The organism is Clostridium sp. MCC328, from assembly GCF_018785465.1.
GTDB classification, from domain to species: Bacteria; Bacillota; Clostridia; order Lachnospirales; family Lachnospiraceae; genus Pilosibacter; species Pilosibacter fragilis.
Map to the genome: position 1 here is coordinate 1 of NZ_WQPW01000097.1, position 25,284 is coordinate 25,284.

23 protein-coding genes and 1 pseudogene are annotated in these 25,284 nt (G+C 48.9%); 4 read left to right on the plus strand and 20 right to left on the minus strand.

Annotated elements, in window-relative coordinates; genetic code table 11:
• From GPK83_RS13495 to GPK83_RS13510, 4 genes and pseudogenes are all read right to left on the minus strand, one after another.
• Nucleotides 1-263: pseudogene (locus tag GPK83_RS13495) on the minus strand (hypothetical protein); the annotation flags it as partial.
• A 196-nt stretch (nt 264-459) separates the two neighbouring features.
• Complete coding sequence (locus GPK83_RS13500) at nt 460-1,410, minus strand: DUF1177 domain-containing protein (RefSeq protein ID WP_215704997.1); 951 nt, start codon at nt 1,408-1,410, stop codon at nt 460-462.
• 202 nt (nt 1,411-1,612) lie between these two features.
• Nucleotides 1,613-2,611, minus strand: coding sequence for a TAXI family TRAP transporter solute-binding subunit (locus GPK83_RS13505; RefSeq protein WP_345941823.1), 999 nt, complete (start codon nt 2,609-2,611; stop codon nt 1,613-1,615).
• Nucleotides 2,587-3,873 (minus strand): galactokinase family protein, encoded by a 1,287-nt coding sequence (locus tag GPK83_RS13510; protein WP_215704999.1) that lies wholly within the window; start codon nt 3,871-3,873, stop codon nt 2,587-2,589. Before GPK83_RS13510 ends, GPK83_RS13505 begins: the two co-directional genes overlap by 25 nt.
• A 361-nt stretch (nt 3,874-4,234) precedes the next feature.
• On the opposite strand from GPK83_RS13510, the gene GPK83_RS13515 reads away from it, so the two are divergent.
• Complete coding sequence (locus GPK83_RS13515; RefSeq protein WP_117472287.1) at nt 4,235-5,167, plus strand: TIGR01212 family radical SAM protein; 933 nt, start codon at nt 4,235-4,237, stop codon at nt 5,165-5,167.
• Between the two features lie 220 nt (nt 5,168-5,387).
• Here GPK83_RS13515 and GPK83_RS13520 read toward each other — a convergent pair whose 3' ends face one another.
• From GPK83_RS13520 to GPK83_RS13545, 6 genes are all read right to left on the minus strand, one after another.
• Nucleotides 5,388-6,230 (minus strand): DegV family protein, encoded by an 843-nt coding sequence (locus GPK83_RS13520; RefSeq protein WP_117484590.1) that lies wholly within the window; start codon nt 6,228-6,230, stop codon nt 5,388-5,390.
• A gap of 429 nt (nt 6,231-6,659) precedes the next feature.
• Nucleotides 6,660-7,841: an iron-containing alcohol dehydrogenase gene (locus GPK83_RS13525; RefSeq protein ID WP_117503015.1), complete on the minus strand. Its 1,182-nt coding sequence runs from the start codon at nt 7,839-7,841 to the stop codon at nt 6,660-6,662.
• 190 nt (nt 7,842-8,031) lie between these two features.
• Nucleotides 8,032-8,454 (minus strand): hypothetical protein, encoded by a 423-nt coding sequence (locus GPK83_RS13530; protein ID WP_015554951.1) that lies wholly within the window; start codon nt 8,452-8,454, stop codon nt 8,032-8,034.
• On the minus strand, nt 8,451-9,980 hold the full coding sequence (locus tag GPK83_RS13535) for a DNA methylase (RefSeq protein ID WP_215705000.1): 1,530 nt from the start codon (nt 9,978-9,980) through the stop codon (nt 8,451-8,453). The genes GPK83_RS13530 and GPK83_RS13535 overlap by 4 nt, the downstream gene beginning before the upstream one ends.
• A 67-nt stretch (nt 9,981-10,047) precedes the next feature.
• Nucleotides 10,048-10,692 carry a DUF4317 family protein gene (locus tag GPK83_RS13540; protein ID WP_215705001.1) on the minus strand — a complete coding sequence of 215 codons (645 nt, stop codon included), beginning with the start codon at nt 10,690-10,692 and terminating at the stop codon, nt 10,048-10,050.
• 364 nt (nt 10,693-11,056) lie between these two features.
• Nucleotides 11,057-11,296 (minus strand): hypothetical protein, encoded by a 240-nt coding sequence (locus GPK83_RS13545; protein WP_147355152.1) that lies wholly within the window; start codon nt 11,294-11,296, stop codon nt 11,057-11,059.
• Nucleotides 11,297-11,602: 306 nt separating this feature from the next.
• Here GPK83_RS13545 and greA point away from each other — a divergent pair, with 306 nt between their 5' ends.
• Complete coding sequence (greA, locus tag GPK83_RS13550) at nt 11,603-12,085, plus strand: transcription elongation factor GreA (protein ID WP_015554956.1); 483 nt, start codon at nt 11,603-11,605, stop codon at nt 12,083-12,085.
• A 97-nt stretch (nt 12,086-12,182) separates the two neighbouring features.
• Complete coding sequence (lysS, locus tag GPK83_RS13555; RefSeq protein WP_215705002.1) at nt 12,183-14,123, plus strand: lysine--tRNA ligase; 1,941 nt, start codon at nt 12,183-12,185, stop codon at nt 14,121-14,123.
• A gap of 183 nt (nt 14,124-14,306) precedes the next feature.
• On the opposite strand, the gene GPK83_RS13560 is transcribed toward lysS, so the two are convergent.
• The 8 genes from GPK83_RS13560 to GPK83_RS13595 all read right to left on the minus strand — a co-directional run bounded on the left by GPK83_RS13560 (nt 14,307) and on the right by GPK83_RS13595 (nt 21,796).
• On the minus strand, nt 14,307-14,474 hold the full coding sequence (locus GPK83_RS13560) for a hypothetical protein (protein ID WP_015554957.1): 168 nt from the start codon (nt 14,472-14,474) through the stop codon (nt 14,307-14,309).
• Between the two features lie 31 nt (nt 14,475-14,505).
• Nucleotides 14,506-15,366: an LPXTG cell wall anchor domain-containing protein gene (locus GPK83_RS13565; RefSeq protein WP_215705003.1), complete on the minus strand. Its 861-nt coding sequence runs from the start codon at nt 15,364-15,366 to the stop codon at nt 14,506-14,508.
• A 39-nt stretch (nt 15,367-15,405) separates the two neighbouring features.
• Nucleotides 15,406-16,410, minus strand: a complete 1,005-nt coding sequence (locus tag GPK83_RS13570) for a hypothetical protein (protein WP_117515815.1) — start codon at nt 16,408-16,410, stop codon at nt 15,406-15,408.
• A gap of 46 nt (nt 16,411-16,456) precedes the next feature.
• Nucleotides 16,457-18,292 carry an isopeptide-forming domain-containing fimbrial protein gene (locus GPK83_RS13575; protein WP_215705004.1) on the minus strand — a complete coding sequence of 612 codons (1,836 nt, stop codon included), beginning with the start codon at nt 18,290-18,292 and terminating at the stop codon, nt 16,457-16,459.
• Nucleotides 18,293-18,369: 77 nt separating this feature from the next.
• The gene (locus GPK83_RS13580) at nt 18,370-19,086 is read right to left on the minus strand and encodes a class C sortase (RefSeq protein WP_015554961.1); all 717 of its coding nucleotides are present in this window, start codon (nt 19,084-19,086) and stop codon (nt 18,370-18,372) included.
• 6 nt (nt 19,087-19,092) lie between these two features.
• Nucleotides 19,093-19,743, minus strand: coding sequence for a hypothetical protein (locus tag GPK83_RS17395; RefSeq protein ID WP_345941824.1), 651 nt, complete (start codon nt 19,741-19,743; stop codon nt 19,093-19,095).
• A gap of 249 nt (nt 19,744-19,992) precedes the next feature.
• On the minus strand, nt 19,993-20,706 hold the full coding sequence (locus tag GPK83_RS13590) for a hypothetical protein (protein WP_117484607.1): 714 nt from the start codon (nt 20,704-20,706) through the stop codon (nt 19,993-19,995).
• 244 nt (nt 20,707-20,950) lie between these two features.
• Nucleotides 20,951-21,796 (minus strand): LysR family transcriptional regulator, encoded by an 846-nt coding sequence (locus GPK83_RS13595; protein ID WP_015554965.1) that lies wholly within the window; start codon nt 21,794-21,796, stop codon nt 20,951-20,953.
• 233 nt (nt 21,797-22,029) lie between these two features.
• On the opposite strand from GPK83_RS13595, the gene GPK83_RS13600 reads away from it, so the two are divergent.
• Complete coding sequence (locus tag GPK83_RS13600; protein ID WP_215705005.1) at nt 22,030-23,418, plus strand: MATE family efflux transporter; 1,389 nt, start codon at nt 22,030-22,032, stop codon at nt 23,416-23,418.
• 40 nt (nt 23,419-23,458) lie between these two features.
• Here the strand turns inward: GPK83_RS13600 and GPK83_RS13605 are convergent, their stop codons facing one another.
• Nucleotides 23,459-24,364: an RsmB/NOP family class I SAM-dependent RNA methyltransferase gene (locus tag GPK83_RS13605; protein ID WP_215705006.1), complete on the minus strand. Its 906-nt coding sequence runs from the start codon at nt 24,362-24,364 to the stop codon at nt 23,459-23,461.
• Between the two features lie 197 nt (nt 24,365-24,561).
• Nucleotides 24,562-24,987: a PPC domain-containing DNA-binding protein gene (locus GPK83_RS13610; RefSeq protein ID WP_117552042.1), complete on the minus strand. Its 426-nt coding sequence runs from the start codon at nt 24,985-24,987 to the stop codon at nt 24,562-24,564.
• Nucleotides 24,988-25,284 lie beyond the last annotated feature (297 nt).

Below are 25,284 nucleotides of genomic sequence, written 5' to 3' on the forward strand. Positions count from 1 at the left end.
TCTGCGGCTTCGACCTCCGGCTCTGTGCTGGCGGACTCTGCGGCTTCGACCTCCGGCTCTGTGCTGGCGGACTCTGCGGCTTCGACCTCCGGTTCTGTGCTGGCGGCCTCTGCTGCCTTTGCCTCCGGCTCTGTGCTGGCGGACTCTGCGGCTTCGATCTCCGGTTCTTTCTCGGATTTCTCCGCCGGGATCTCCGGGATCGCCGGCTCCATCTGATCCGGAACATCTTTCTTAGTTTCTTCTATCATTTCTCTGTCTGACATGTATGTTCTCCATCACCCCGTCCCATAGACGGTTATCGCATATTGTTACAATTTTTGCTCTACCCGTAATTGTAACAATCCCGGCAGAACCTGTCAAATTTTTTCCGCCGGGATTTATGATAAATTTCTGTCAAATTTCTTAAAAAATTACATCTGCTGCCGGAATCCGGCTGAGACCCGGATCTTTTCCCGAAGCTTACGCCTCTTCACTCTTCTTTCCAAGCGTCTGGAAGTGTTCCATGCTGCCGTAAAGCTCCTTGATCCGCGCAAACTCCTCCTTGTCCAGAAAACTCAGTTTTCCTCTTCCGAATGTTTTCGCCGACTCGATCATAAACCGGGCTGCCTCATCCAGGTCTTCCATATGGGTAGCTCCCGTTGCACATCCGGCAACGGTCGTCTCCGTCGTGATCGCAACGCCTACCACCGGGGCTTTTGTCGCCGTCGCAGGCTGCAGGATGCTGTTTAAATGGAAGATTCCATTTCCATAAGGCGTGATATCCTGCTGTGTCAGAGCAAATACATAAGGAAGTTTTCCTGTTGTCGTCTGCATCACATCGAGAAGATCCTCGCTGACCCTCAAAATATATCCCTGACATACCGTCGGTGAGATTGCGAATCCACGGTGGTTGATGATCCTGTTTCCCTTTGTGGTATCCACAACCAGAACTGCGTCCAGATCGTCCGTCACTTCCTCCTTATTCACCTGCCAGGTTTCCACCGGGGAGTTCATAAACGGCACCGGTTCATGGGGAGCTGTCGGAGCGTCCGGGCAGACATGCGTAGATACGAATACGTCGCCCTCAAGGAAATCGCCCTTTGCCTGCATTCTGAGAAGCTTTGCGGCAACCGCTAACGCTGTCAGGGCACCGTCACCGTCGGAGACAAACCCGATCTGTTCCGGTCTTGCCCCCAGACCGCCGAGGCGTCCGAGAATGCCGATCGTTCCAGCGTTTCCGCCCTTTGATTTTCCGTTTTTTCCCGGAATCAGGATTCTCACCATATCTGTATGGCCTTTTGGTCCTTCAAGCGGATACGTTTCCACCTGACACGTGGGATCGATGGATCTAAAATACTCCACCACCTCGCTGCCGGATGCTGATGCGCTGTCTAACATGTCAAATAATTCGATCAATTCTTTGTACAACATAGGACATCTCCTTTTCCCGGTCTCTTATAAGACCGCTTGTTATTTTGAGGGATATTGTAACTGTTCAGTACCCCTCACAGTTACGCGCAAAAATCCATTCCAAATCGGCTGTGCCGATAGGATTTTTTGCCTTCTATTCTAAGTTTTCTTACGGCCAGCGCAGTAAATGCGCAGACCTACTGAACAGTTACGGAATATATTACTATTTGAAATATCCCTGCTCCTCATAATACCGTTTTGCCCCGTCATGAAGCGGAATCGGGATCTTAGAAGCCCGGAACTCCCTGTCATCCATCGCCCGCATAAACGGTTCTCCGGCTGTATACACCGGTCCGTTGACCTCCAATGCCCAGGCGATCTCATGAACAAGGTCTTCATCCATATCCGCAGACACGCAGACAAGGACTTTTTCGCAGAAGGTCCCGACCTCATCGTCCTGATTTTCATAAGTCCCTGCCGGAACTTTGATCTTACTGTATTCCGGATGGCCGTCTAAGATCTCATCCAGTTCTTCGTCCGTGTAGGATAAGAACCGGATCCCATCCTCTGCCGCCAGCTCCTGGTAAACCGGGACAGGGGACTCCGTGAACGCATGGATCCCGTCAGCCCACTGGTCCCGGACCCCGTCGGCTCCACCCTGGATCCCATAATACCAGATCTCCGTGTTCTCCTTGTCGATTCCAAGGACATCGAACACTTCTCCGGATACCTTTGCCGTCTCAGAACCTTCATTTCCCACGGCAAGCGGATGCCCCTTCAGTTCCTGTACCTTCGAAAGTCCCAGTTTTTTCGGGGATATCCATGTGGAGACGATCGGATAACATGCCGCTACTGCACGAAGTTTTTCCTTTTTTTCTCCCTCACAGGCACCGGTTCCCGTATACGCCTCGTAAGCTGCCCCAGCCGGAACGATCACGAGATCATATGTCCCGTCAAACAGATGATCTATATTCATATAGGCGCCTTTTGACGGCCAGGTCTCCACATAGACTCCGGGAACTGTGTTGCTGATGGTCGCCGCCACGGCTTTTCCAGCCCGGTCAATCACGCTGTCCTCAGTGAAGGTCCCCATAATGAGTTTTCTCGTCTCCCCCATACCGGGATCCGGCTTTGAGCATGCAGTTAATACACCGGAAGCGGCAGCTATAAGAATCAGGCTCCGTGCGTGTCTCCGATTCATGCGATATATCCATCCACGCATACCGCTCCGTACGGGCGGATGCTCATACGGTATGCGCTTCCCTCTCCCATTGCCTTTTCAATATAAGCGATGTACTCGTCTGTCACGGAATTCGGCAGCATCGCCATAATAACGCCCGCAAATCCGCCGCCGTGAACACGGCATGCGCCGCAGCCTTTTTCCTTAATAAATAACTCTGTGAGTGCTAACGCGGAAGTGATCCCCTGCTCCTCAGATCCCGGAACATAACAGTTCTGGAGCCATTTCCAAGAAGAATTTCCGGATTCAGTGATCAGGCTTAAGAATTCGTCAAAACGGTTCTCCTTTAATGCCTGAACCTGTTTTTCAACACGCTTGTTCTCCTCAAAGAAGTGAAGGGCACGTAAGAACGCGCGGTCACCCGCCTCTTTTCTCACTTTCGCCGCATTTTCGATCACTTCCTGTTCCGTGATCTCCGCGCAGACTTCCTTTCCAAACACGGCTGCCACCCTCTTCATCTCATTCGGGATGGAGGAATACTCCGCGCTTAAGTCCGCATGACCTTTTCCGGTCTGGACAATGATCAGGCTGTGATCCTGAGCACCGAAATCATAGTCGAGTTTCTCAACAACCGGTTCTAAAGGATTCTTGAAGTTGATGGTGATCATGCCGCCCACCGCGCATGCCATCTGGTCGAGAAGACCTGAACCTTTATTCCAGTATTTGTTTTCCGCGTATTTGCCGACATGGGCATATGTAACGACGTCCACTTTTCCGTCATTGAAGAACTCGTTGATCATGGAACAGATCAGCATTTCGTAGGAAGCGGAGGAGCTGACTCCGGCGGCGCTGATCACGTTGCTTGTGATATAAGCATCAAAGCCGCCGATCTGATATCCCATCTCCTGAAATCCGGCCAGCATTCCCTTTGTCAGGTCGATGGTTCCGGCCATCTTGTCGCTCGGCTTTAAATTTTTGATATTGATCGTGAATTTCTGGCTGTATGTCTCACTGATAATGTGGATCTCATCGGTTCCGTTTGCCGCCGCGCAGGCAACACAGTCAAGGTTGATGCTTCCAGCCAGAACTTTTCCATTATTGTGGTCTGTGTGGTTTCCGCTGATCTCGGTACGTCCTGCGGAAGTAAAAAGACTCACCTGATCCCCCCCGAATGACTTTTCGAATCCCTCAAGAACATGCTCATAGCGCTTTTCATTCTCAGCGGCGCCGTCCCCGTACATTTCTTTGAAAAATCCGGTCGCTTTCGCGCTCTGTAATGCTTTCTTTGCAGCTTCTCTATCCATAACCCCAGTTCTCCTTTTCGATCCGCTTTGGCGGATATTTTTATTTTCTTCACAGCCGGCACCTTATGTAGAAGCTTTGCTGTGTTTTCCGGGTTACTGTACCCACAGTTACTGTACACGGGTAGGAATTTTCTGAACTGAAAATTCCGTACAATACAGTGGTGGTAGTGGATTTTGCCGATTCGGAATGCGAAGCATCGGCAAAATCAGTTACTGTTTGCGCAAGGCGTGAACAGTAACTACGCGCAAAGCAGGCGCAGTAACTTTTCCGGAAATCAGGTTGAAAAGAAACCTCTTATTATTATATAATACCTCGTATATGTGTTGCAAGGAAAACTTATTTTTTGAAAGGATCTGTTTTATGCGTCAGACAGACTGGAATGGCAAACCGTACCACTCTCTCGACTATGAATTAAAAAAGATATTTGGGAAAAAAGTCTATAAACTCGCTCTGGACGGCGGCATGACATGTCCAAACCGGGATGGCACACTGGGAAGGGGCGGCTGTATCTTTTGCAGTGCCGGCGGATCCGGTGATTTTGCAGAAAAGCAGGCCGGATCCCTTAGAGAGCAGGCTGACCTTGCGAAGGCCCGCGTCAGCCGGAAGATCTCAGGAGATGACGCTGCCTATATCGCGTATTTCCAGTCATACACAAACACTTATGCCCCACTCTCCTATCTGAAACAACTCTTTTCTGAGGCAATCTCTCTCCCGGAGATCTGCGCACTCTCCATCGGTACACGGCCGGACTGCCTCCCGGATGAAACCGTAGAGCTTCTTTCCCGGTTAAATAAAGAAAAACCAGTCTGGATAGAACTCGGTCTGCAGACGATCCATGAGGATACGGCAAAACTCATCCGCCGGGGATATGCGCTCCCCGTTTTTGAGGATGCCTACCGCAGGTTAAAGGCTGCCGGACTCACGGTGATCGTCCATGTGATCCTCGGACTTCCCGGAGAGTCGAGGGAACAGATGCTGGAAACCGTGAATTACCTTGGGAAGCTCCATGTGGATGGGATCAAGCTGCAGCTCCTTCATGTGTTAAAAGGGACAGATCTTGCCGATCTTTATGCATCCGGCGGGTTTCACACACTGGAACTGCCGGAATATCTGGAACTGATCGGTGACTGTTTAAAGATCCTCCCACAGGAAACTGTGATCCATCGGATCAGCGGCGACGGGCCAAAGTCGATTCTGATCGCACCGGAATGGAGCGGGAATAAAAGACTGGTTTTGAATTCCATTGCAAAATATTTAAAGGAACATCATATTTTTCAGGGGATGGACCTGTAACTGCTTTCTCATTTCGATAAAATGAATGTGCCTTGGCACATTCCCGCGCCTCGCGCGGTCGTTTGCGACAGTCTACATCTTCGCGCGAGTGCGCATCTTTGGCACGTCAGTGCCTTTTTATGTAACAGGGAATTTCCTGCTACATAAAAAAGGCGTTAAATCCATCATCCGGATTTTTCTCCGGGTGGATCGAACGCCTTTCTCATTTCTTTTCCATTATTTATACTGCCACAATGATTCCGCCGTCCCCTGCATAAACGGTAGCAAGTCCGGCTGTCTCGGTCACAATGATCTTTTTGAACTTTGCGGCCTGTTCAAATTTTTCTTTTACATACTGGGCACGTTCCGGCGCATTGCAGTGAGCGATCGTAAGACACTTATCTTCCACTGTTCCTGCATCTTTCACAACGATCTCCACCATTCTCTGAAGTGCCTTCTGGATTCCGCGGGCCTGATCCAGTTTGATGATCACGCCGTGATCCGCACCCATAACAGGCTTAATGTTTAATTTTGTCGCGAAGAACGCCTGAAGTCCGGTGAGTCGTCCGTTCTTTCTCAATGTATCCAGAGTTTCCAGAACGAAATACGTCTTCTGTCTGTCACGGTACTCGAGAGTTTTCTTTACGATCTCTTCAAACGGAATATCCTGCTCACAGAGTTCCTGAACATAAAGCGCGAGATTTACTTCTCCGGTAGAAGCAGACTCAGAATCGATCACCACGATATTCTTCTTTCCGGTTCCAAACTCTTCCTCATAAAGATTCTTTGCGAGAACCGCACTGTTATAGCATCCGCTCAGGTGGGAAGAGATCGTAATAACAAATACATTCTCCTCCTCGCAGCAGTAAGCTTCCTTAAATGTCTCCGGAGACGGGCATGCAGTCTTCGGACACTCCGGGCTTTCCTTTACGATCTTTAAGAATTCCTTCTGGTTAAAATTCTTATCGTCGACAAACTGATGGTCTTCCACCATAAGCGTAAACGGGATCAGGGTAAAATGTGGGTCCTTCCTCTGCTCCTCAGTAAGATCCATGCAGCTATCCCCAATAATTCTATAATTCATACTGCTTCCTCCAGCTCTATTCCCTATCACAGTTCTTATTTATTTTTCCCTGTGATGTAGTATTCAATACCATATATTATAGAGTGGCTTCTACAGAAAGTCAATAGAATGATAGAAAAACCTCGCTTGATATATCCTGGAAACGTTACTGTACACGGGTAGGAATTTTCTGAACTGAAAATTCCGTACAATACAGTGGTGGTAGTGGATTTTGCCGATTCGGAATGCGAAGCATCGGCAAAATCAGTTACTGTTTGCGCAAGGCGTGAACAGTAACCTGCAAACAGAAAATCTCTGCCAGATATTTCCGGCAGAGATTTTCCCAATTTGATCTCCTTACAAGATCTGATTACACCACAATATTTATATTATGCGGATAATCTTTCCAACAGCTGCTTAGCACCCTCACAGCTGCATCTCAAATTATCGTCAAAAGTCAACTTCAGTTCCGTAATATGTGCAGGTAAGCAGCTTCGCCATATTCGCAGGATCGATCTCTCTCGGGTTCGATCCGGTACATGCATCGCCAACCGCGAGTTCCGCGATACGATCCACCTTCTCCTTAAATTCGTCCTCATTGATGCCGAATTCTTTCAGTGTCTTCGGAATATTCAGCTTCTCATTGAATTCATTGATCTTCGCGCAGAGACTGTTGATCAGGGCCTGTCTGGATCTTCCCTCTAATCCCATTCTTCTTGCGATCTCCGCGTAACGATCAGCTGCGACGGTATCCTTCGCGTTATACTGGATGACATACGGAAGATAGATTGCGTTCGCGCATCCGTGCGGAATATGTCCGGTGGAGAACGCAGCTCCCGTCTTGTGGGCCATAGAGTGAACGATTCCAAGAAGCGCATTGGAGAATGCCATTCCCGCGAGACACTGCGCGTAATGCATCTCCTCTCTCGCATGGGTATTTCCATTGTAAGATGCCGGAAGGTATTCCAGAACCATCTCGATCGCCTGAAGTGCCAGCGGATCCGTAAACGGTCCGTTTAATGTGGAGACGTACGCCTCGATCGCATGGGTCAGGGCATCCATACCGGTATAGGCAACCTGTTTCACCGGAAGTCCCATCACGAGATCCGGATCTACGATCGCAACGTCCGGAGTAATATTAAAGTCAGCCAGCGGATATTTCACTCCGGTCTGATAGTTTGTGATAACAGAGAATGCCGTTACCTCTGTAGCTGTACCGGATGTGGACGGAATCGCCGCGAATCTTGCTTTCTGTCTCAGTTCCGGGAAGCTGAACGGAGTGATCAGGTCTTCAAATGTAGTCTCCGGGTACTCATAGAACGCCCACATCGCCTTCGCCGCATCGATCGGGGAACCGCCGCCCATGGATACGATCCAGTCCGGCTCAAACTTGCGCATCGCTTCCGCGCCTCTCATAACGGTCTCCACCGACGGATCCGGTTCTACGCCCTCAAAAACTTCAACTTCCATTCCACCGTCTTTTAAGTAATGAACAGCCTTGTCAAGGAATCCCTGGCGTTTCATAGAACCGCCGCCTACTACGAGAAATGCTTTCTTTCCCTTCAGATTCTTCAGTTCTTCCAGACATCCTTTTCCATGATAAATGTCTCTCGGTAATGTAAATCTTGCCATACGCTCTCTTCTCCTTTCACAATTCTGTCATTACAGACAGGGATCTCAAGTTTCCGACCTGTGTTTCACAGGTTTTATCAGGAACCAATCACGCTTCGCTTTTCTAAGTTCTATAAACATTATACTATTGTTAAATAATTAACGCAAGTATTTTGTTATTAATTTTATAACATTTTTATATCGTCTCTCTTTACTTTTCATGAGCAGTGAATGCGAGATCAAAAATATCTTCCAGCAGAATTCTTTCCCCTTCCTCTAAAATCAAACAATGACTCTCCTCGTCCACTCTCTTTATATGACCGGAGATCGTCCGATATGCTCCTCCGTCCTTCTTTTCATCGGGTACAAAAAAGGTTACTGTGATTTCTGGACGGGATTCCTGTTTTTCCAATAGAAGCCGCAGATTCTCATTCAGCTTTTCCTTCTCGTACTCATCCAGCTCGATCCGCTTTTCCGTAATACGTTCCGTCTCTTTTAACACTGCGCCAAATCCGGTGAGCGCAGCAAATGGAGCAAACTGGGCTGCCCTGTCCCTCACCGGCATCCGGGTATGCTTTGATTCTCCCGGATATGGAAGATCGATCATATCCCGATATTTCTCCCATGTACTCATGCCCTGTGACCTCCGATCTGGTTGTTCCGCTTTACCGCGGTCGCGCCCTCTTCCAGATTCATTCCCTTTAAGACCGCGTTCTTTCCGAACTTTTTCTTGATCTCCAGAACCGCCTGCTGCATTCGTTTTTCCCGCGCCAATTCTTCCTCTTCCTTCTTTTTCTGCTCCACCTGTGTGCCGTAATCGGTAAAGAGATTCAACTGTTCGTACTCCTGCACGTTCTGTTCCGTTCCCTCACAGACCACATGGTTTGCGGAAATCGCGATCCGGCGCACAAGAAGCTTTGGATTCATGATCTCATCGTAGAGCTCCATAACCGCCTCCGTGATCCGTTTCGTGGAGGAAGTTTGCCCGCCAAGATTTCTGGAGCCGTGGGCGTGTTTCGGGATCCGTCTTCCATAACGGTCCGTGGATATCTCCCCGCTGTAGTTCTTTCTGAGTTTTGAATCCGTCAGGTTTTCGATATCGTATCCCACCGTCAAGACCACCTGGTCCGCTGTCAGCTTTTTGTCCACAAGATCCAGAGCCAAAAGGTCCGCCATCTCCCGCACGACGAGCCTTGCCTTCTGGACGGTATATGGACAGGCAAGAACCTGCCCGGATCCGACGCTGTGGTTTTCCGGCTGGTACGCCTTGACATCCGCGATCGTACACGGCTCATACCCCCAGGCATGGTCGATCAGAAGTTCCGCGTTGACACCGAACATCCGGTACAGAAGATCTTCGTTATAATAATCGTTTTCCTTTCCGAGGGAGCATCTGGCGATATCCCCCATCGTGTAGATTCCCCGTTCTTCCAGTTTTTTCGCGTATCCCCGGCCCACACGCCAGAAATCCGTCAGCGGACGGTGTCCCCACAGATATCTCCGGTAACTCATCTCATCCAGTTCCGCGATACGCACTCCGTCCGCGTCCGGTTCGATGTGCTTTGCCATAATATCCATCGCGATCTTTGCAAGGTACAGATTCGTTCCGATCCCCGCAGTCGCCGTAATGCCGGTTTCTTTCTGCACATTCCGGATCATCCGTGTCGTCAGCTCATGCGCCGACATATGGTATGTCTCAAGATAGGAAGTCAGGTCGATAAAGACCTCATCGATCGAATAGGAATGGATATCTTCCGGTGCCACATATTTTAAATAGATCTGGTAAATTTGTGAACTTTTCTCCATATAGTGGGCCATCTGCGGCGGCGCAGCGATAAAATCCAGCGCAAGATCCGGTCTTTTCGTCAGTTCAACCGCATCACAGGAACTTCCCGTGAATTTTCCACCGGGGGCCCGCCGCCTTCTCTCCCGGTTCACCTCCTCCACCTTCTGCTCCACCTCAAAGAGGCGCGCGCGTCCGGGAATCCCATACGCCTTTAAAGAAGGCGATACCGCAAGGCAGATCGTTTTCGATGTCCGGCTCCGGTCCGCGACGACAAGGTGCGTCGTCATCGGATCCAGTTTTCGATCCACCACCTCAACAGAGGCGTAAAATGACTTCAGATCGATCGCTGCGTAAATTCTGTTTGATCTATCCATCTTGCTCATTCTATCCGCCATAGCCCGTCTCCCTTCCGACATCAATTTCCATTTTCCCCACATACCTTCACAAAATATATGCACTCACTGGCAAGATCAAATTTAAAAAATCCCTATGCGGCCGCGCCGGATCCGCTTCAAACACCTGGATCCGCCCATTATCCGGTCCCCGGTCCTTAAACGCCGGAAACATAAATCCGCAGACCGGCATCCCCGGCTCATAATCTCCGCTCACCGGGCACACCGCACAGATCAGGAACCGGTAAACTTCCTCCGATTCCCAGAGGCTTTCCTTATCCTTTGCCTTTCTCGGAACATCATAATTCCCGTGAAAGAAATAGACCGCATAATCCCCCGACGCCGGATATTTTTCCCCAAACACTTCATAAAAAATATCAAGCAGTGCATCGTTTTTCAGCTCACACTCCCGCAGTGCGCAGAGCAGCTGCCACACACTCCCGGGCTTTTTCTCCTCCCCCGAAAAGACATATTCCTTCAACGCCACATTCGTCTCCGAAAACGGGATCGTCTTCGCGATATCAAGATTCTTCTGCTGATCTGGCAGGGAGAGCTGACGGAAATTCTTATTAAATGTCCCGTCTACAAACCCGTCCCTACCCAGATAAGCCCCTGCAATCCGGTCAAAGCAGTTTCTCTTCAATGTCATTCTTCTCGTAAGCTCCAGCATATCCTCACGGTTGATCTGATTCATATATTTTCTCCGTTTTCTCTGTTATTTAGTCTTAGCTTTTATTCAGTCTTATCTGTCATCTTCCAGCACTCCAAAAAACCTACAGAACCTGTCACCAACATCCCTTACTAATACATAGCCACTAAATGTCTCTGCGGCTTTCCTGATATGGTTTATCTCGATTCCAGACTCAATTCTCTCCCTAAAATCTTATGTTTCCATTATACAGTCAGAACATATGTTCGTCAAGTTTTTCTATTTTTTCCTTCTTACAAGACTTACAGGACCTACTGCCGACAGCTTCTTCCAACTGCATCGCAACAAAAAAGACCCCGCAGAGCATTCACACGCCCCGCAGGATCTCCCCAATTTCTCTTTTCCAAATTTAAATGGAATGCTGTCTCACATACTCCCAGGTATAAGTGCCGCTTTTTCCCTCATCCTCAAGGATAAACGGTGTGATCTCCTTATATCCCTCATCCTCCATCATATTTGCCGCCTCAAGACATGACTCAAGGTTATTTTCAAAGTCAACGGAGATATATGGATTCTTGTCGGAATCTCCGTTGCCGTCCTGATCTAAATGTGCAATCGCGTACTGCATATTGGTAACTTCCTTTCTCATAAATATTTTTGATCAACCTGATTATAGCATAGCGCGGATAGGATATCAAGTAAATATCAGTAATTATTCCTGTTTTTACCTTGTCTGTTATTTCCTGTCCTCTCCCTGTTTTCTGTTTCTTCCTAATAAGATGCAGCCTCTGTCCATACGAGTCATTTTTTATCAAAAGATACCGTGAAAATCCTCAAAAACAAAGCCTTTCGTCTTCTTGACAATCCCCAGTGTTCACGCTATAATACAGAGAATGTAAAGCTAAAAATTATAAAGGGACATTCTGCCCCGAAACAATAAGAAAGGTAAGACGTCATGGCTGATAAGAAACATATTTTAACTTATGCAGGACTGAAAAAATACGAGGATGAGCTTCAGGATCTGAAAGTAAACCGCCGTCGTGAGATTGCCCAGAAGATCAAAGAGGCAAGAGAACAGGGAGACTTATCCGAGAACGCCGAGTACGATGCTGCGAAAGACGAGCAGAGAGATATCGAGTTAAGAATCGAAGAGCTCGAGAAGCTGTTAAAGAACGCGGAGGTCGTTGTTGAGGACGAGGTAAACCTTGACAAGATCAACGTTGGATGTATCGTAAAAGTTTACGATGTCGATTTCGACGAGGAGATGGAATTCAAGCTCGTTGGTTCCACAGAGGCAAACAGCCTTGAGAATAAGATCTCCAACGAGTCCCCGGTCGGACACGCGCTGATCGGAAAACGCGTTGGCGACGTTGTTGACGTTGAGACACAGTCCGGAGTTATCCAGTACAAGGTACTCGATATTAAAAGAGTCGATTGATCGTCATCGTGTACAGACGGGAATTTTCCGGACTGAAAATTCTGTACACGACCGTATCGATCATACACAAAGACTACAGTGAAGGAGAAATAGAAAAGTGGCTGAACAGCAGAATCAGAACAAGAATGCAAATGCAAAAGAGCAGGATATCCACCAGCTCTTAAAGGTGCGCCGCGAGAAGCTTTCTGAGTTACAGACAGAGGGCAGAGACCCGTTCCAGATCACAAAATATGATCAGACAGCTCACAGCGCGGATATCAAGGATCATTACGCAGAATATGACGGAAAGGAAGTTTCCATCGCCGGACGTATCATGTCCAAGCGTGTCATGGGTAAAGCTTCCTTCTGCAACGTCCAGGATCTCAAGGGCAACATCCAGTGCTATGTATGCCGCGATGACCTCGGTGAGGATTCCTACAAAGACTTCAAGAGAATGGATATCGGCGATATCGTCGGCGTCAAGGGCTTTGTATTCACAACAAAGATGGGCGAGATCTCTGTTCATGCCCATTCCGTAACACTCCTCTCCAAGAGCTTACAGATCCTTCCGGAGAAGTACCACGGACTCACAAACACAGATACCCGTTACCGTCAGAGATACGTTGACCTGATCATGAACGAGGACGTTAAGAAGACATTCGTTATGCGTTCCAAGATCATCAGCTGCATCCGCAGATACTTAGATGACCTCGGATTCCTTGAGGTCGAGACTCCGATGCTCGTCGCAAACGCAGGCGGTGCTGCTGCGAGACCGTTCGAGACACACTATAACGCTCTCGACGAGGATGTAAAGCTTCGTATCTCCCTTGAGCTCTACTTAAAGAGACTCATCGTCGGCGGTATGGAGCGCGTTTACGAGATCGGCCGTGTATTCCGTAATGAAGGTCTTGATACAAGACACAACCCGGAATTTACTCTTATGGAGTTATATCAGGCATACACGGATTACCAGGGAATGATGGATCTCACAGAGGATATGTTCCGTCATATTGCAAAGCAGATCTGCGGATCCACAACGATTCCGTACGCAGATGTCGAGATCGACCTTGGAAAGCCGTTCGAGCGCCTTACCATGATCGACGCGATCAAAAAATATACCGGTATTGATTTCAATGAGATCACTACGACTGAGGAAGCAAAGAAATTAGCAGATGAGAAGGGCGTTCACTACGAGGATCGTCATGTCCGCGGCGACATCATCAACCTCTTCTTCGAGGAATTCGTTGAGGAGCACCTGATCCAGCCGACCTTCATCACAGACCATCCGATCGAGATCTCCCCGCTTACCAAGAAGAAACCGGGTCACCCGGAGCAGGTTGAGCGTTTCGAGCTCTATATCTATGCCCGTGAGATGTGCAACGCATACTCCGAGTTAAACGACCCGATCGACCAGAGAGAGCGTTTCAAAGCACAGGAAGCAGCACTTGCTGCCGGTGATGACGAGGCAAATACCACTGACGAGGACTTCTTAAATGCCCTTGAGATCGGTATGCCGCCGACCGGTGGTATCGGATACGGTATCGACCGTCTTGTTATGTTATTTACAAACTCCCCGGCGATCCGTGACGTACTGCTCTTCCCGACAATGAAGTCCTTAGATTCCGACAAAAAATCTTCCAAGTCTTCCGTAGCCGCTCCGGCAGCAAAGACTGTTGAGAAGATCGATTTCTCCAACGTTAAGATCGAGCCGATCTTCAAAGAAATGGTTGATTTCGAAACATTCGCAAAATCCGATTTCCGCGCAGTTAAGATTTTAGCTTGTGAAGCGGTACCGAAGTCCAAGAAACTCCTGAAGTTCACATTGGACGACGGAGAGCGCAAGGACCGCGTGATCTTAAGCGGTATTCACGAGTATTACGAGCCGGAAGAGCTGGTTGGAAAGACAGCAATCGCGATTGTGAACCTTCCGCCGAGAAAGATGATGGGAATCGATTCCGAAGGTATGCTGATCTCAGCAGTCCATGAGGAAGATGGCCATGAGGGACTGAACCTTCTGATGGTCGATGACAGAATCCCGGCCGGTGCAAAGTTGTACTAATAACGAAACAATCCAATGTGCCCGGGTGGTTCCTTACGGAGCCGCCTGGGCACATTCTTTTTACATCAAAATACGCATCACATCCCCATTGATCTGATAACGGGAATGTGATGCATACTTTTTTTCATATGAATGTCTCCTGATCGCGGGCTACAGAACCCGCGATTTTACCATTCAGCCGTCCTACTTCGTGATCTGGAAGGACCGATTGATCGGAGAGGCCAGATAGTTACCGCCGAGGACAACGACTGTCATGGTATAACGTCCCGGTTCTGTCGGCGGAGTTGTGGTACTGGAGTATGCTCTCCATTTGCTTGTAAATCCGGAGGGATGAAGCGTTTTCTTTTTCATATCTGTATCCTCATGTTTCTCTTTAATTTTTTTATTTTTCCTTACTTCTCTTTTTCATCACAAGACCTGCCGCCAGAAGGATTGCGCCTGCGGAGAGCAGGATCCCTACCGGCCACCACAGCTGTCCTGTCTGAGGAAGCTTCTTTTCGTTCTCCACGGTTGTCTCCGTAGATGTCTCTGTTTCACTCTCTGCCGTACTCTCCTCCACTCTGGTTTCCGACTGTGTCTCCGCATCTGTGATCGTCACCGTCTCGTCAGCCGCTGTTGTGATCGTCGGCTTCTTATTCGGAGTCGGATCCCAGTCGTCATCATCACTGTCATCATGATAACGGGTCGGAGAGGTCGGATTCGATGGATCCGTCGGGTTTGTGGGTTCGGTCGGATTCGTCGGTTCCGTTGGGTTTGTCGGGTTTTCCGGTTCTTCAATATCACACTTGATATCTGCTTCCGCCGCGGCACCGCCCGCTTCCACGAGAACCGGTGCCGGAATGTAGGTCTTGCCGCCAACGGTCAGCGGATCCCCCGTCACAAGGTAGAGAGCCTCTCCATCCGGAAGATTCCGAAAAAACACATGTTTTCCGCTTCCCGTTCCGGTCCGGTAAGGCTGGGTCCCCTGCGCCTTCACAAAATTTGTCAGAGTGATCGCAGCCTCTCTGGAGCCTCCTCCGGAAACATCCGCGCCGGAAGCCTGAAAATTCTCATTCAGTACATAGACACCCGCCTGTTTTTCTGCAACCCGATAGAGATATACCGTCATTCCGGCCTGTTCTGTTTTTACATTCAGGCTGCACCGCTGTGCCGCGTAGGACGGATTTTGAAATATCACCATCCATACCGCAAGCACGGCAAAAATAAAGCCCAGGATCTTATTCTTTTTCCGAATTCCTGTCATCTTGGATTCCTTCCTTCTACATCGATTTCTGTATCTGATCTACATGCTTCTTTTTCTCTTCCCTGCTGCTGCCGCTGTGCCCATAAACAGGAGTCCAAGACCCGTGAACATTCCCCGTCCCATTCCGCCTGTGGACGGAACCTTCTTATCGAGGACCGCACCTTCCACGGAGTCATGTTCTCCATCGTTGACCCAGGCTTCGTTAAACAGCTCGTCCCCCTGGATCGCGTCGTCTGTCACGACCGCTTCATAGGTCACTGTAATCGGATTTTCACCCGTCAGATCTTCATAATCGATGATTCCGGTATTAAAGAGGTTTACAAGATCAACCTCAACCCGGAATGCGTTGGAACCACTGGCTGTTACCGTGTAATACCCGGAAGGAACTTCTTTTCCATCCCTGCCCGCAGTCACACGGAGCGTACCGTCGATAAACTTCAGATACCGGTTCATCTCATCGTGGAAGACCATGGTCTCCACAACAGAATCCGGGATCGCATATTTTTCATCTGCTAAAAGGAACTGTCTGGCAATCTCATTGTCGTAGTTGTCCCTGATTACGCTTCCCGCTCTTCCGGCACCGGATGCGCTGTACACGCGGACTGTCTCCGCACCGGACGCACTGTGTACGCGGACTATTCCCGCGCCGGACGCACTATGTACGCGGACTTTGCGAATCTCCCTTGCGGAGTTTGCCGGTGAGGCGTTGGATGCCGTTACAACATAGCGTGCAAGCAGCTTTGGAAGACTGGAGTTCAGTGTAAACTCGATCTTCTTTCCCTGACTTACGGTTCCGATCTCATCCTCGCCGTCTGCCTTTTTATCGATCGGATAACTTGTCGTCTCGTAGATGTCCGCGCCATGAGCCGCCTTGATCTGGAATCCCGTCTCATATCCGCCGGAAGCTACCGATACGATATGACGGTTTTCCGGAAGGTCATCATCTACCTTCGCCACAGCCGCCAACGAAGAAAATGCCATGGCAGCCGTCATCGCAGCAGCGGCTGCGGTGACGGTCATGAAACTTTTCCATGATTTTTTCATGTCTCTACCTCGTTCTCATAACTAGCAACAATCCGAAAAGTCTGAATTACTGTTCTTCTTTCTTTTTCTTACCTGTCACGATCACAGCACCTGCTGCAACTCCCATCAGGGCGATTCCTGCTGCTGTGAAGGCTTTTGTTCCAACTCCACCGGTGGACGGAACATCTGGATCGATGACCGGGCCGTCAACGATATCCTCTTCGCTGTCGTTGACCCATGCACGGTTCTCCACCTTGTCTCCATTGATAACACTGTCTTTTACCGTTGCGTCATAAGATACGACGATCTGTGCCGCATTCTTCAGCTGATCATACGAGATCTGACCATCATTAAACGCTGCCACAAGTCCTACTGTTACCCGGAAAGTCTCACCTTCAAGATCTGTACGCACCATGTAATATTTCTCCGGCAGTTCCACAAGCTTTCCATTATTCATGATTTCGACTTTCAATGTAGCCTGATTAAGAGAAAGATTACTGCTCATCTTATCATGGAATATCAGCTGATAAGACTTCTTTTCTATAATATATGGTCTGTCATCATCTGGTCTGTCGTCATTTGGAGTACGTCTTTTTACCTGCGCTGACAGTGACTGCGGCAGATTGGATTCCAGTGTAAAAGAAATAACATCTCCTGGCCTTGCTGCCTCGATACGGTCCTGACCATCCGCTTTTTTGTCCACCGACGGTTTACTTTCCTTATCGCTGTCCCAGTAAATTCCATCTTTAAAATAAGTGAACGTTTTGATCAGATTGTTTTCATCAATTCCCGTAATGCTCAACGTTCTGGATCCACTTTCATTCGCTGCATCCACCAACTCCTCGATCTTTGCTTTGGATCCATCCGGATTTAATCCGGCATCAATGCCAAAATCTTCAATTCCTGTCACTCTCCAGCAGCCTTCGCTGTTCTCCGGCGCATGATATGTCGCATAAAATTCAATGGTTCCCGGCTCCACCGCCTCAACATAAAAACTGTTTGCGCCCATCTCATTGGAGGTCAATACTGGTGAGATCGTTTTCCCGTTTTCTCTCAGATTCACAAGTCCCACAAGTGCATTCACAAATGTGTTTCCAGAGATATCCGCGCGAACGGCCCCTGTATTACTCAGATCCTGAATCACTACTTTGGCGCACAGATCATCCGTACCGGTTACCTTATTATTCTTAAAACTCAGCACTCCGCCATCCGAGCCGCCGCCAAAATATCCATGAATAGCAAAGCTACAGTCACGGACCGTATTCCCACTGACCATATTTCCAGATTCCGGAACTACAAAATTATCTCCAAAGAATTCAACTGCCTGCTTAAAACCTGAAATTTTACAATTTTTCACATCAAATCCCGGACTGTCAAATAAAATACCATCCGCAAATTGTGAATCTGTTCCCTTAATCGTACAGTTTTCAACATGAAGAGAAAAGCCAGTTCCACCTACTGCGCCATTGTGATTGGAAACCGCTGCTGTAAACTTTCCCTCTTCAGCCGGTACATTTCCAGCATCAATTGTAAGTCCTTTTAAAGTAATATTACTGCCAAACGCGTTAATTCCGCCAGCATCTGAAAGGTTGTCTGCCACTGACGCATTCATCACCTGAATAACGCTGTTTTTCTCTCCCTCAACCGTGATGTTCTTAAAATCTGCCGGAATTGTAAATCGGTCATATGTACCAGACTTTATTTTGATGGTCCACCCATCTTTATTTCCGTTCCCCGAGATCTGATTTATGGCCTCCTGGATATCCCCGGCTCCATCCTTCGCGTCAGCAACCGCTGTCTTTGACTCCAGATCGAGAGTTGCCCCAAAAGCGGTTCCTGAAAATGCTGTCATCGCTGCTGCCGCTGTGCAGACTACTAAAACCTTGTTCATTTTCTTTTTCATTTTCGATTCCCTCCATGTCAATTTATGTCGAAAAAAGCTCCGTTTTCACTTTTTTGTGAACCGGCGCATTTTTTCCATCATTCTTCCGGTTCTGTTACCCGGTGTCCGCGGACAAGGAGCCTGTGGGTATTTACCCCATACGGAGTACAGGTATAAAGCGTCACAAGGTCTTTTCCGTTCTGGACATAAAGTTCTTCCGTCTCTTCCGGAAGTGTTACGAGGATCTGATCCACCTCATACGTGAATGTCTCGTTTAAGACATCCAGAGTGAACCGATCTCCCACTTCCAGTTTGTCCAGGTCAGTGAACAGTTTCGCCTTCACAAGACCGTTATGGGCGGCCAGCACACAATGGGTATTTTCACCGCCCACCGGCAGGCTTGTCCCATACCAGAAACCGGCGCCCGACTGAAGCGCCCGCTCTTCCGTTCCGTGGTAAATGGGAACGTGGACCCCGATCTTCGGAATGTCCACATATCCCATCATCCCTGTTTCCCATGGATCCAGAAGGTGGTCAAGCTCCTCCCGTTCCTCTGCGGGAACCAGAAACTGTTCCTCTTTCTTTGCAAGTCTTTCATTGTACTCTCTGGCCGCCTGGATCATTCCTTCGCAGTCGATCCCCTGAAACCGGTCATACGCCGCGATCGCCTTGTTGAACTGATACTGATAGTACCAGTCACAGATATGCGGGTACAGAAAGATTCCCAGTCCCAAAAGAAACATGACTGCTATGAGGATCCCGCGCCCGGTGAGCCATGAAGGTTTCCTGCCGGAATTACCGGATCCATGCTCCATTTGCATCTACCTGATATCCATCCGGTGTTGTGGTGTTCGCAAGTATTGCGCCAAGTGTTCCCTTGTCGGATGCTGTGTTGAAGTAATACCACTTGCCGTCGATCTCATGCCAGCCGGTGTACATGTGTCCTCTTGTGTTGTCCCGTTATCCTCCGTGAACCCGCCGCCCTCTAAGATCCAACGTCCGGACTTACCAGCTGCGTTTGTGGCTTTGCCTCTTGTGGAGGTGCCATAGTCATAATCACTGCCGCTTGATCTCCACTTGTAGGTGATCGTGAAGGTCGTTCCATCTTTTCCTACAATATATCCAACCGGGAATTTATCCCAGGTCTGATCGCTGTAACTGCTGCTCTTACCCTTGGATGCAGGAATATCCGCAAGCGTGAGTTTCGTTCCAACCTCAAAGGTCTTTGTAAGTTCTGTCTGACCGTTCTCAGTAAATGTTCCGTTATATGCAGCTGTCTTGTTAAGCTCAATATCCGGATCTGTAGCTGTTGACGCTGTTCCATCAAAGTTATATTTCTTTGCAGCCGGTGTCAGCGTACCAGATGGTTCACCTGACACATCCGCCAACGACACCCCCGGCACAGACCCAACGACCATACAGACCGTCATGAGTGCTGCCATAACACGTTTTTTCATTCCGCGCTTCTTCATCTCTCTTTTCCTCCTTCTTTGAATCGTGGATCGTAACTGTATCTCTGTCGAACAGTTACTGTGAGTCAATATTTCAATTGCTGCACACAGGATTCTTCTGCCTCTGTATGCTCACAAAGCTCCTCCTTTCCCCCTTGCTCCTTAAAAATTTATAAAAATCACTCCCTAAACTGCATTCTATGTAGCAAAGCTGCCCGGTATTCCTGCGGTTGGAAGTGTTTTTATCAGTATTGTGATCCCCCTGCGTCCTCAGGAATTTTCTTCGCGATATTTCGCTAAAAATGGATCATATAACCGCTTTTCCGCGTCCAGCCGCGCCTGAACTGCCTCCTCATAGGTTGCGAAGCTGCCAAGATTGTAGGATTTTCCCTGAAAGCCAATGGAGGCTCTCCATCGGTTGTTTTCTCTTCTGTATACTTCGCGATGACCGGAAGTATTATTGGAAAATGTCTTTCTGCACGCGATCCGCTCCACACAGGTTCCGTCCATAAAATGGATGGCTTTCTTCATATTTACCTTTCTCTGTGCTTCCTGAAGACAGCCGCAGCTTCTTGTGACCCCGGAGCGGAGATTCTCTTTTCGGCAGATGCATTGTTTTCCACAGTCACACTGGCAAAGCCAGTAGTCACTCATCCTTCCCGGACGATCCGCGCGATCACCTTCGGACGATCCACTTTGCTCCATCGTACCTTCCTTTTTTTCTGTCAGCTCCGCTGCAGGTCCCAGAACCACAAGCCTGCCGTACCGCTGTCCGGTGAGATCAAGGCGTTTTTCCTGGATTCGGATCCGTCTCCTGCAGCCACAGTTCTTCGTATGTCCGTTTTTCAGGTGTGAATCTTCTACGGTGCATGTATTCCCGCAGTCACACTGACACCGCCAATAAGTTTTCGGTTTCCCTGAAATCTTCACTTTTTCAATTACCACGAGACTTCCGTATCGTTTTCCGATCATACATTTTTTCATTCAAAAAAGCCGTCCATGACATAATGTGTATTATGTCATGGACGGCTTGTCTTAGACGATCCTTCATCGTTCTTATATGAAATTTTCATACTTTTTACGCTTTCTAAAGTTAATTTAAAAAAGTATCCGATCTGCGAGTCTGCTTCCAGGACCGCATGTTTTTTTGAAAATCACTCGTCTAATCTGCCTGCAAAAGCTGCTCGCAAGATTTTTTCAAGATTCATGCATTCCACGAATACATTTCTCAATTCCAAAATTCCAGAAATTCCTGTATTTCCGACGAAATCCGACTTTTTCTCCAGGCAAGAAGGACCTCTGTTGTAAAATCGGCATCACAGACCTCACATGCTTTCAGCTTATCAGAAAGTTCCAGCATCGAAGTCGGCAGGATCGCGATCCCCATTCCCCGTTCCGCCATCGTGATCGCGGTCCTCGCATCCTCACAGGCAAGATAGATATCGCAGACAAGTCCCGCCTCCTCAAACTTCGAGGCGATATATTTCTGAAACCGGTGGGACAGGATCAGGGGCTGTTCCGAGAGCTCCTGCAGATGGAGCGATGTGCGTCCTTTTAAAAGAGGAAACTCCGGAACTGCCATGGCGAGAAGACGTTCCTCTGCCAGAGTTTTCGTCTCACAGCCCCTTAACGTAATTGGCGTGCGCAGGGTCGTGAGGTCAAGGATCCGGTTCTCAAGCTGATCCCTCATCGTGAATGTGGATCCCTCGTGGATATCAAAATGGATATTGGGATGGCTTTTTGCAAAACGCATCAGGTAATGGGACATCATGGACACGGTGGACGGAGTCATTCCGATATGGATCGTCGCCGCCTGACTTGATTTTATGACCTCCCGCTTCGTTACCTCCGAGAGCATCAGGATCTTTCCCGCCTGTTCGTAGAGCGTTTTTCCCGCCTCCGTCAGTGTGATATGCTTCATACCGCGGATAAAAAGCGGCACCTGAAGTTCCTCCTCCAGCATTTTCATCTGGTAGCTTAACGGCGGCTGTGTCATATGAAGCTCCCTCGCCGCCCCACTGATGGTTCCGGCGTCAACGATGGCCCGGAAATATTCTAACTGTCTGATCTCCATCATCTCTCCTTCTGACCGGTGATCTGCAGACCTCCACTCCCGCAACAGTACGAATTGCGGGATCCTGATCCCGGATCGTAAAAATCATAGTCTGAATACAAAGAATCTTCTTATATTATATAGATTTTATTTTATTTCTATACAAAAACAATAATTTACATATATTATAGGGGATGCTATACTTGAAACGCAAGAGAAAATTTAGAAAGGATCGAATCGAATCTACCATACATATGAAACGTATTGATTTTGAAAACGGAACCATAACGGGCAATATCCTCGGAGCCGCGCTCCCCATGCTGATTGCCCAGATCTTAAACCTTCTATATAATATCGTGGATCGCATCTACATCGCGCGGATCCCGGAGATCGGAACAGCCGCTCTCGGCGCGGTCGGCTTATGCTTTCCGATCATTGTCATCATCACAGCCTTCAGCAATCTCTTTGGAACCGGCGGTGCACCGCTCTTCTCGATCTTCCGCGGGAAAAAGGACCCTGACACAGCAAGGCGCATTATGAACACTTCTTTTACAATGCTCTGTGTCTGCGCGGTGATCCTGATGGCGGTCGGCTTCCTCTTCGCCCGTCCGATCCTGATCCTCTTCGGCGCTTCCGCTGAGGCCATCGTTTACGCCTATCCGTATTTGATGCTCTATCTGATCGGAACCCTGCCGTCGATGATCGCGGTCGGCATGAACCCGTTTATCAACGCCCAGGGCTACTCCAGCATCGGCATGTTATCCGTCGCGATCGGTGCCGGAACGAACCTGGTGCTTGATCCGCTCTTTATTTTTGCCCTCGGACTCGGCGTCCGCGGCGCGGCCATCGCCACCGTGATCTCCCAGTGCCTGTCTGCCGCCTTCGTCGTGTTTTTCCTCACGAAAAAATCCGAGTTGAAGCTGCGGTTCCTTCATAAGAATGAGATCCCGGAATGTACCGGACACGCGAAAAACATCCTCAGCCTCGGTGCAGCCGGATTTATCATGCAGCTCACCAACAGTCTCGTGACGATCTGCTGCAACAATATCCTTTCCGTCACCGGCGGCGATATCTATATCTCCGTCATGACCATCATCTCCAGTGTGCGCCAGCTTGTTGAGACACCGATCCACGCCATGGTAGAGGGAACCTCCCCGATCCTGAGCTACAACTACGGTGCCCGCAGACCGGGACGCGTACGGAAATCCATTCTGATCATGAGTCTCCTTGTTTTCGGCTACACGGCCGTCATGTGGAGCATGATCATCCTCATCCCGGAAACACTGATCCGTATTTTCAGCTCGGACGCGGCGCTGATCCAGGATGCGGTTCCGGCGCTGAACATGTATTTCGCGGCTTTTATCTTTATGGACCTCCAGTACATCGGTCAGGCGGTATTTAAATCCCTGAACAAGAAGGTCTTTGCGATCTTCTTCTCCCTGCTCCGCAAAGTATTCATCGTTGTACCGCTGACCTACTTTCTCCCCTACGCCATGCATATGGGAACCGACGGCGTATTCCTCGCTGAGCCGGTCTCCAATGTCATCGGTGGAACCGCCTGCATTCTCACGATGCTGATCACGATCATGCCTGAACTGAAACGGATCGAGGTTGAGAACCGCAGGGACGGCATAAAAGCTTAAATTGGTTTTTGCAAAAAAATAGAAGCTCCGCGCAGAGCTTCTATTTTTTTCTGATCTTCGCCACAAAAAATCCCTCAAACAGTTCATCCGGTCCCACGAGGAGCGTCCCCGGCATCGCATTCGGAAGTAACGGAAGTTCCTTCGTCCACTCTTCCCCGATCGGTACAAGTTCTCCGCCTGAACTCTTTAACACGCGCTTTAAGAGACCTTCATTCTCCTCTTTTAAGATTGAGCACGTGGAGTAGACCATCTCATGGCCGGATTTTAACAGCTTCAGCGCCTTTTTTAACAGTTCTTCCTGGGTTCTCGCGGATCTTTCCACAAGTTCCTTTGAGATTTTTGTCCGGCAGACACCGTCCCGCACTTCTACGGTTCCGCTTCCGCTGCAGGGCGCGTCCAAAAGGATCCGGTCGAAGGAAAAGAAATCGTCGAGCTTTCTTGCGTCCTCCACCATCACGTAGGTTCCCGATGCCCCCTGTTTTTCCAGATTGTATTTTAACTTTTCCGACCGCGCCTTATTCTTCTCACAGGCCGTGATCTGGGCCTGATTTCCCGTCATCGCCGCCATCTGGGTCGTCTTTCCGCCCGGGGCGGCAGCCATATCGAGGACAGACTCTCCCGCCTTCGGGCCGAGAAACAGCGGCGGTAGCATGGAGGAAAGGCTCTGGAGATAGATTCCGCCTTCCTTATAGATCGGAAGTTCCTGGATCTCCGGCTCCCTTGCGTCCTCGATGATCATCGCATCCTCATACCATGATACATTTTTAAACGCGATCCCGGCACCGGTAAGTGCCTGCTCCACCGTGTTCCGGTCCGCCTTTAAGGGATTGACCCGGAGTGTCACCGGGCGTCTCGCCTGATATCCCGCGAGGATCTTCGCGAAAGCTTCCTCTCCATACTGTTTTTTCAACATCTCTTCCAGAAATCCCGGAATCATCTGTTCCATAGCCTGCTCCTTATCGATCTTTTCTTATCTCTTATCACAATACACAAAAAGATGTAACGATTCAGTACCTTCGCAGTTACAAGCAAAAATCCATTCTAGATCGGATGCGCTGATAGGATTTTTGCCTTCCAGCTTAAGTTTTCTTACGGTCAGCGCAGTAAATGCGCAGACCTGCTGAACAGTTACCTTACTGCACTTTAGTACCTAAAGTTAAAGATATTGAGTCCTGTCTCCTCATCTTTTACGCGATCCACAACTCCGTCGATCACCGTGATCACCATCTCGCAGGTCGCTCCGATAATGCCATGACTTAAATGCCCGCCGTATACATTGCCCTTCGCGTCGGCTGCCGCCGCGTGGATGTGGCTGTAATACTTTCCGTCCATCGTGTTGATGGTTCCTGTAAAGGAAACGATCTCAAACATTCCCTCGAAATCATTTCCCATAAACTGGCGTTTTTCGAGGTCATAGATGCCGACCGTCATGGATGAAAAAGTTCCAAGTGCGCTGACACTCGCGAGTTTTACGTCCTCGAGCATCGCGATGCGCTTCATCTTCTCGAGCACATCCTCGTCCTTATCAATTCTTGCTACGATCGTATTTCCAAATCTGCGGTATTCCATCATTACCTCCTTTTATGCGCACCTGCACCGCCCTGCCTGCAAGCTTTCGCCCCGCTGCAGGATTGTGTTTTCCTGTGCGCAAATCACAACATTCATTTTTTATGGTCTGTCGTAACTGTTCAGTACCTCACAGTTACGGTCTGTCTTCTATTATAAGACAAGTTTTGTATACACGCAACACTCACAGAGCTTATAACTTTTATCGAATCCCACGATCGTTACTGTTCACGCCTTGCGCAAACAGTAACTGATTTTGCCGATGCTTCGCATTCCGAATCGGCAAAATCCACTACCACC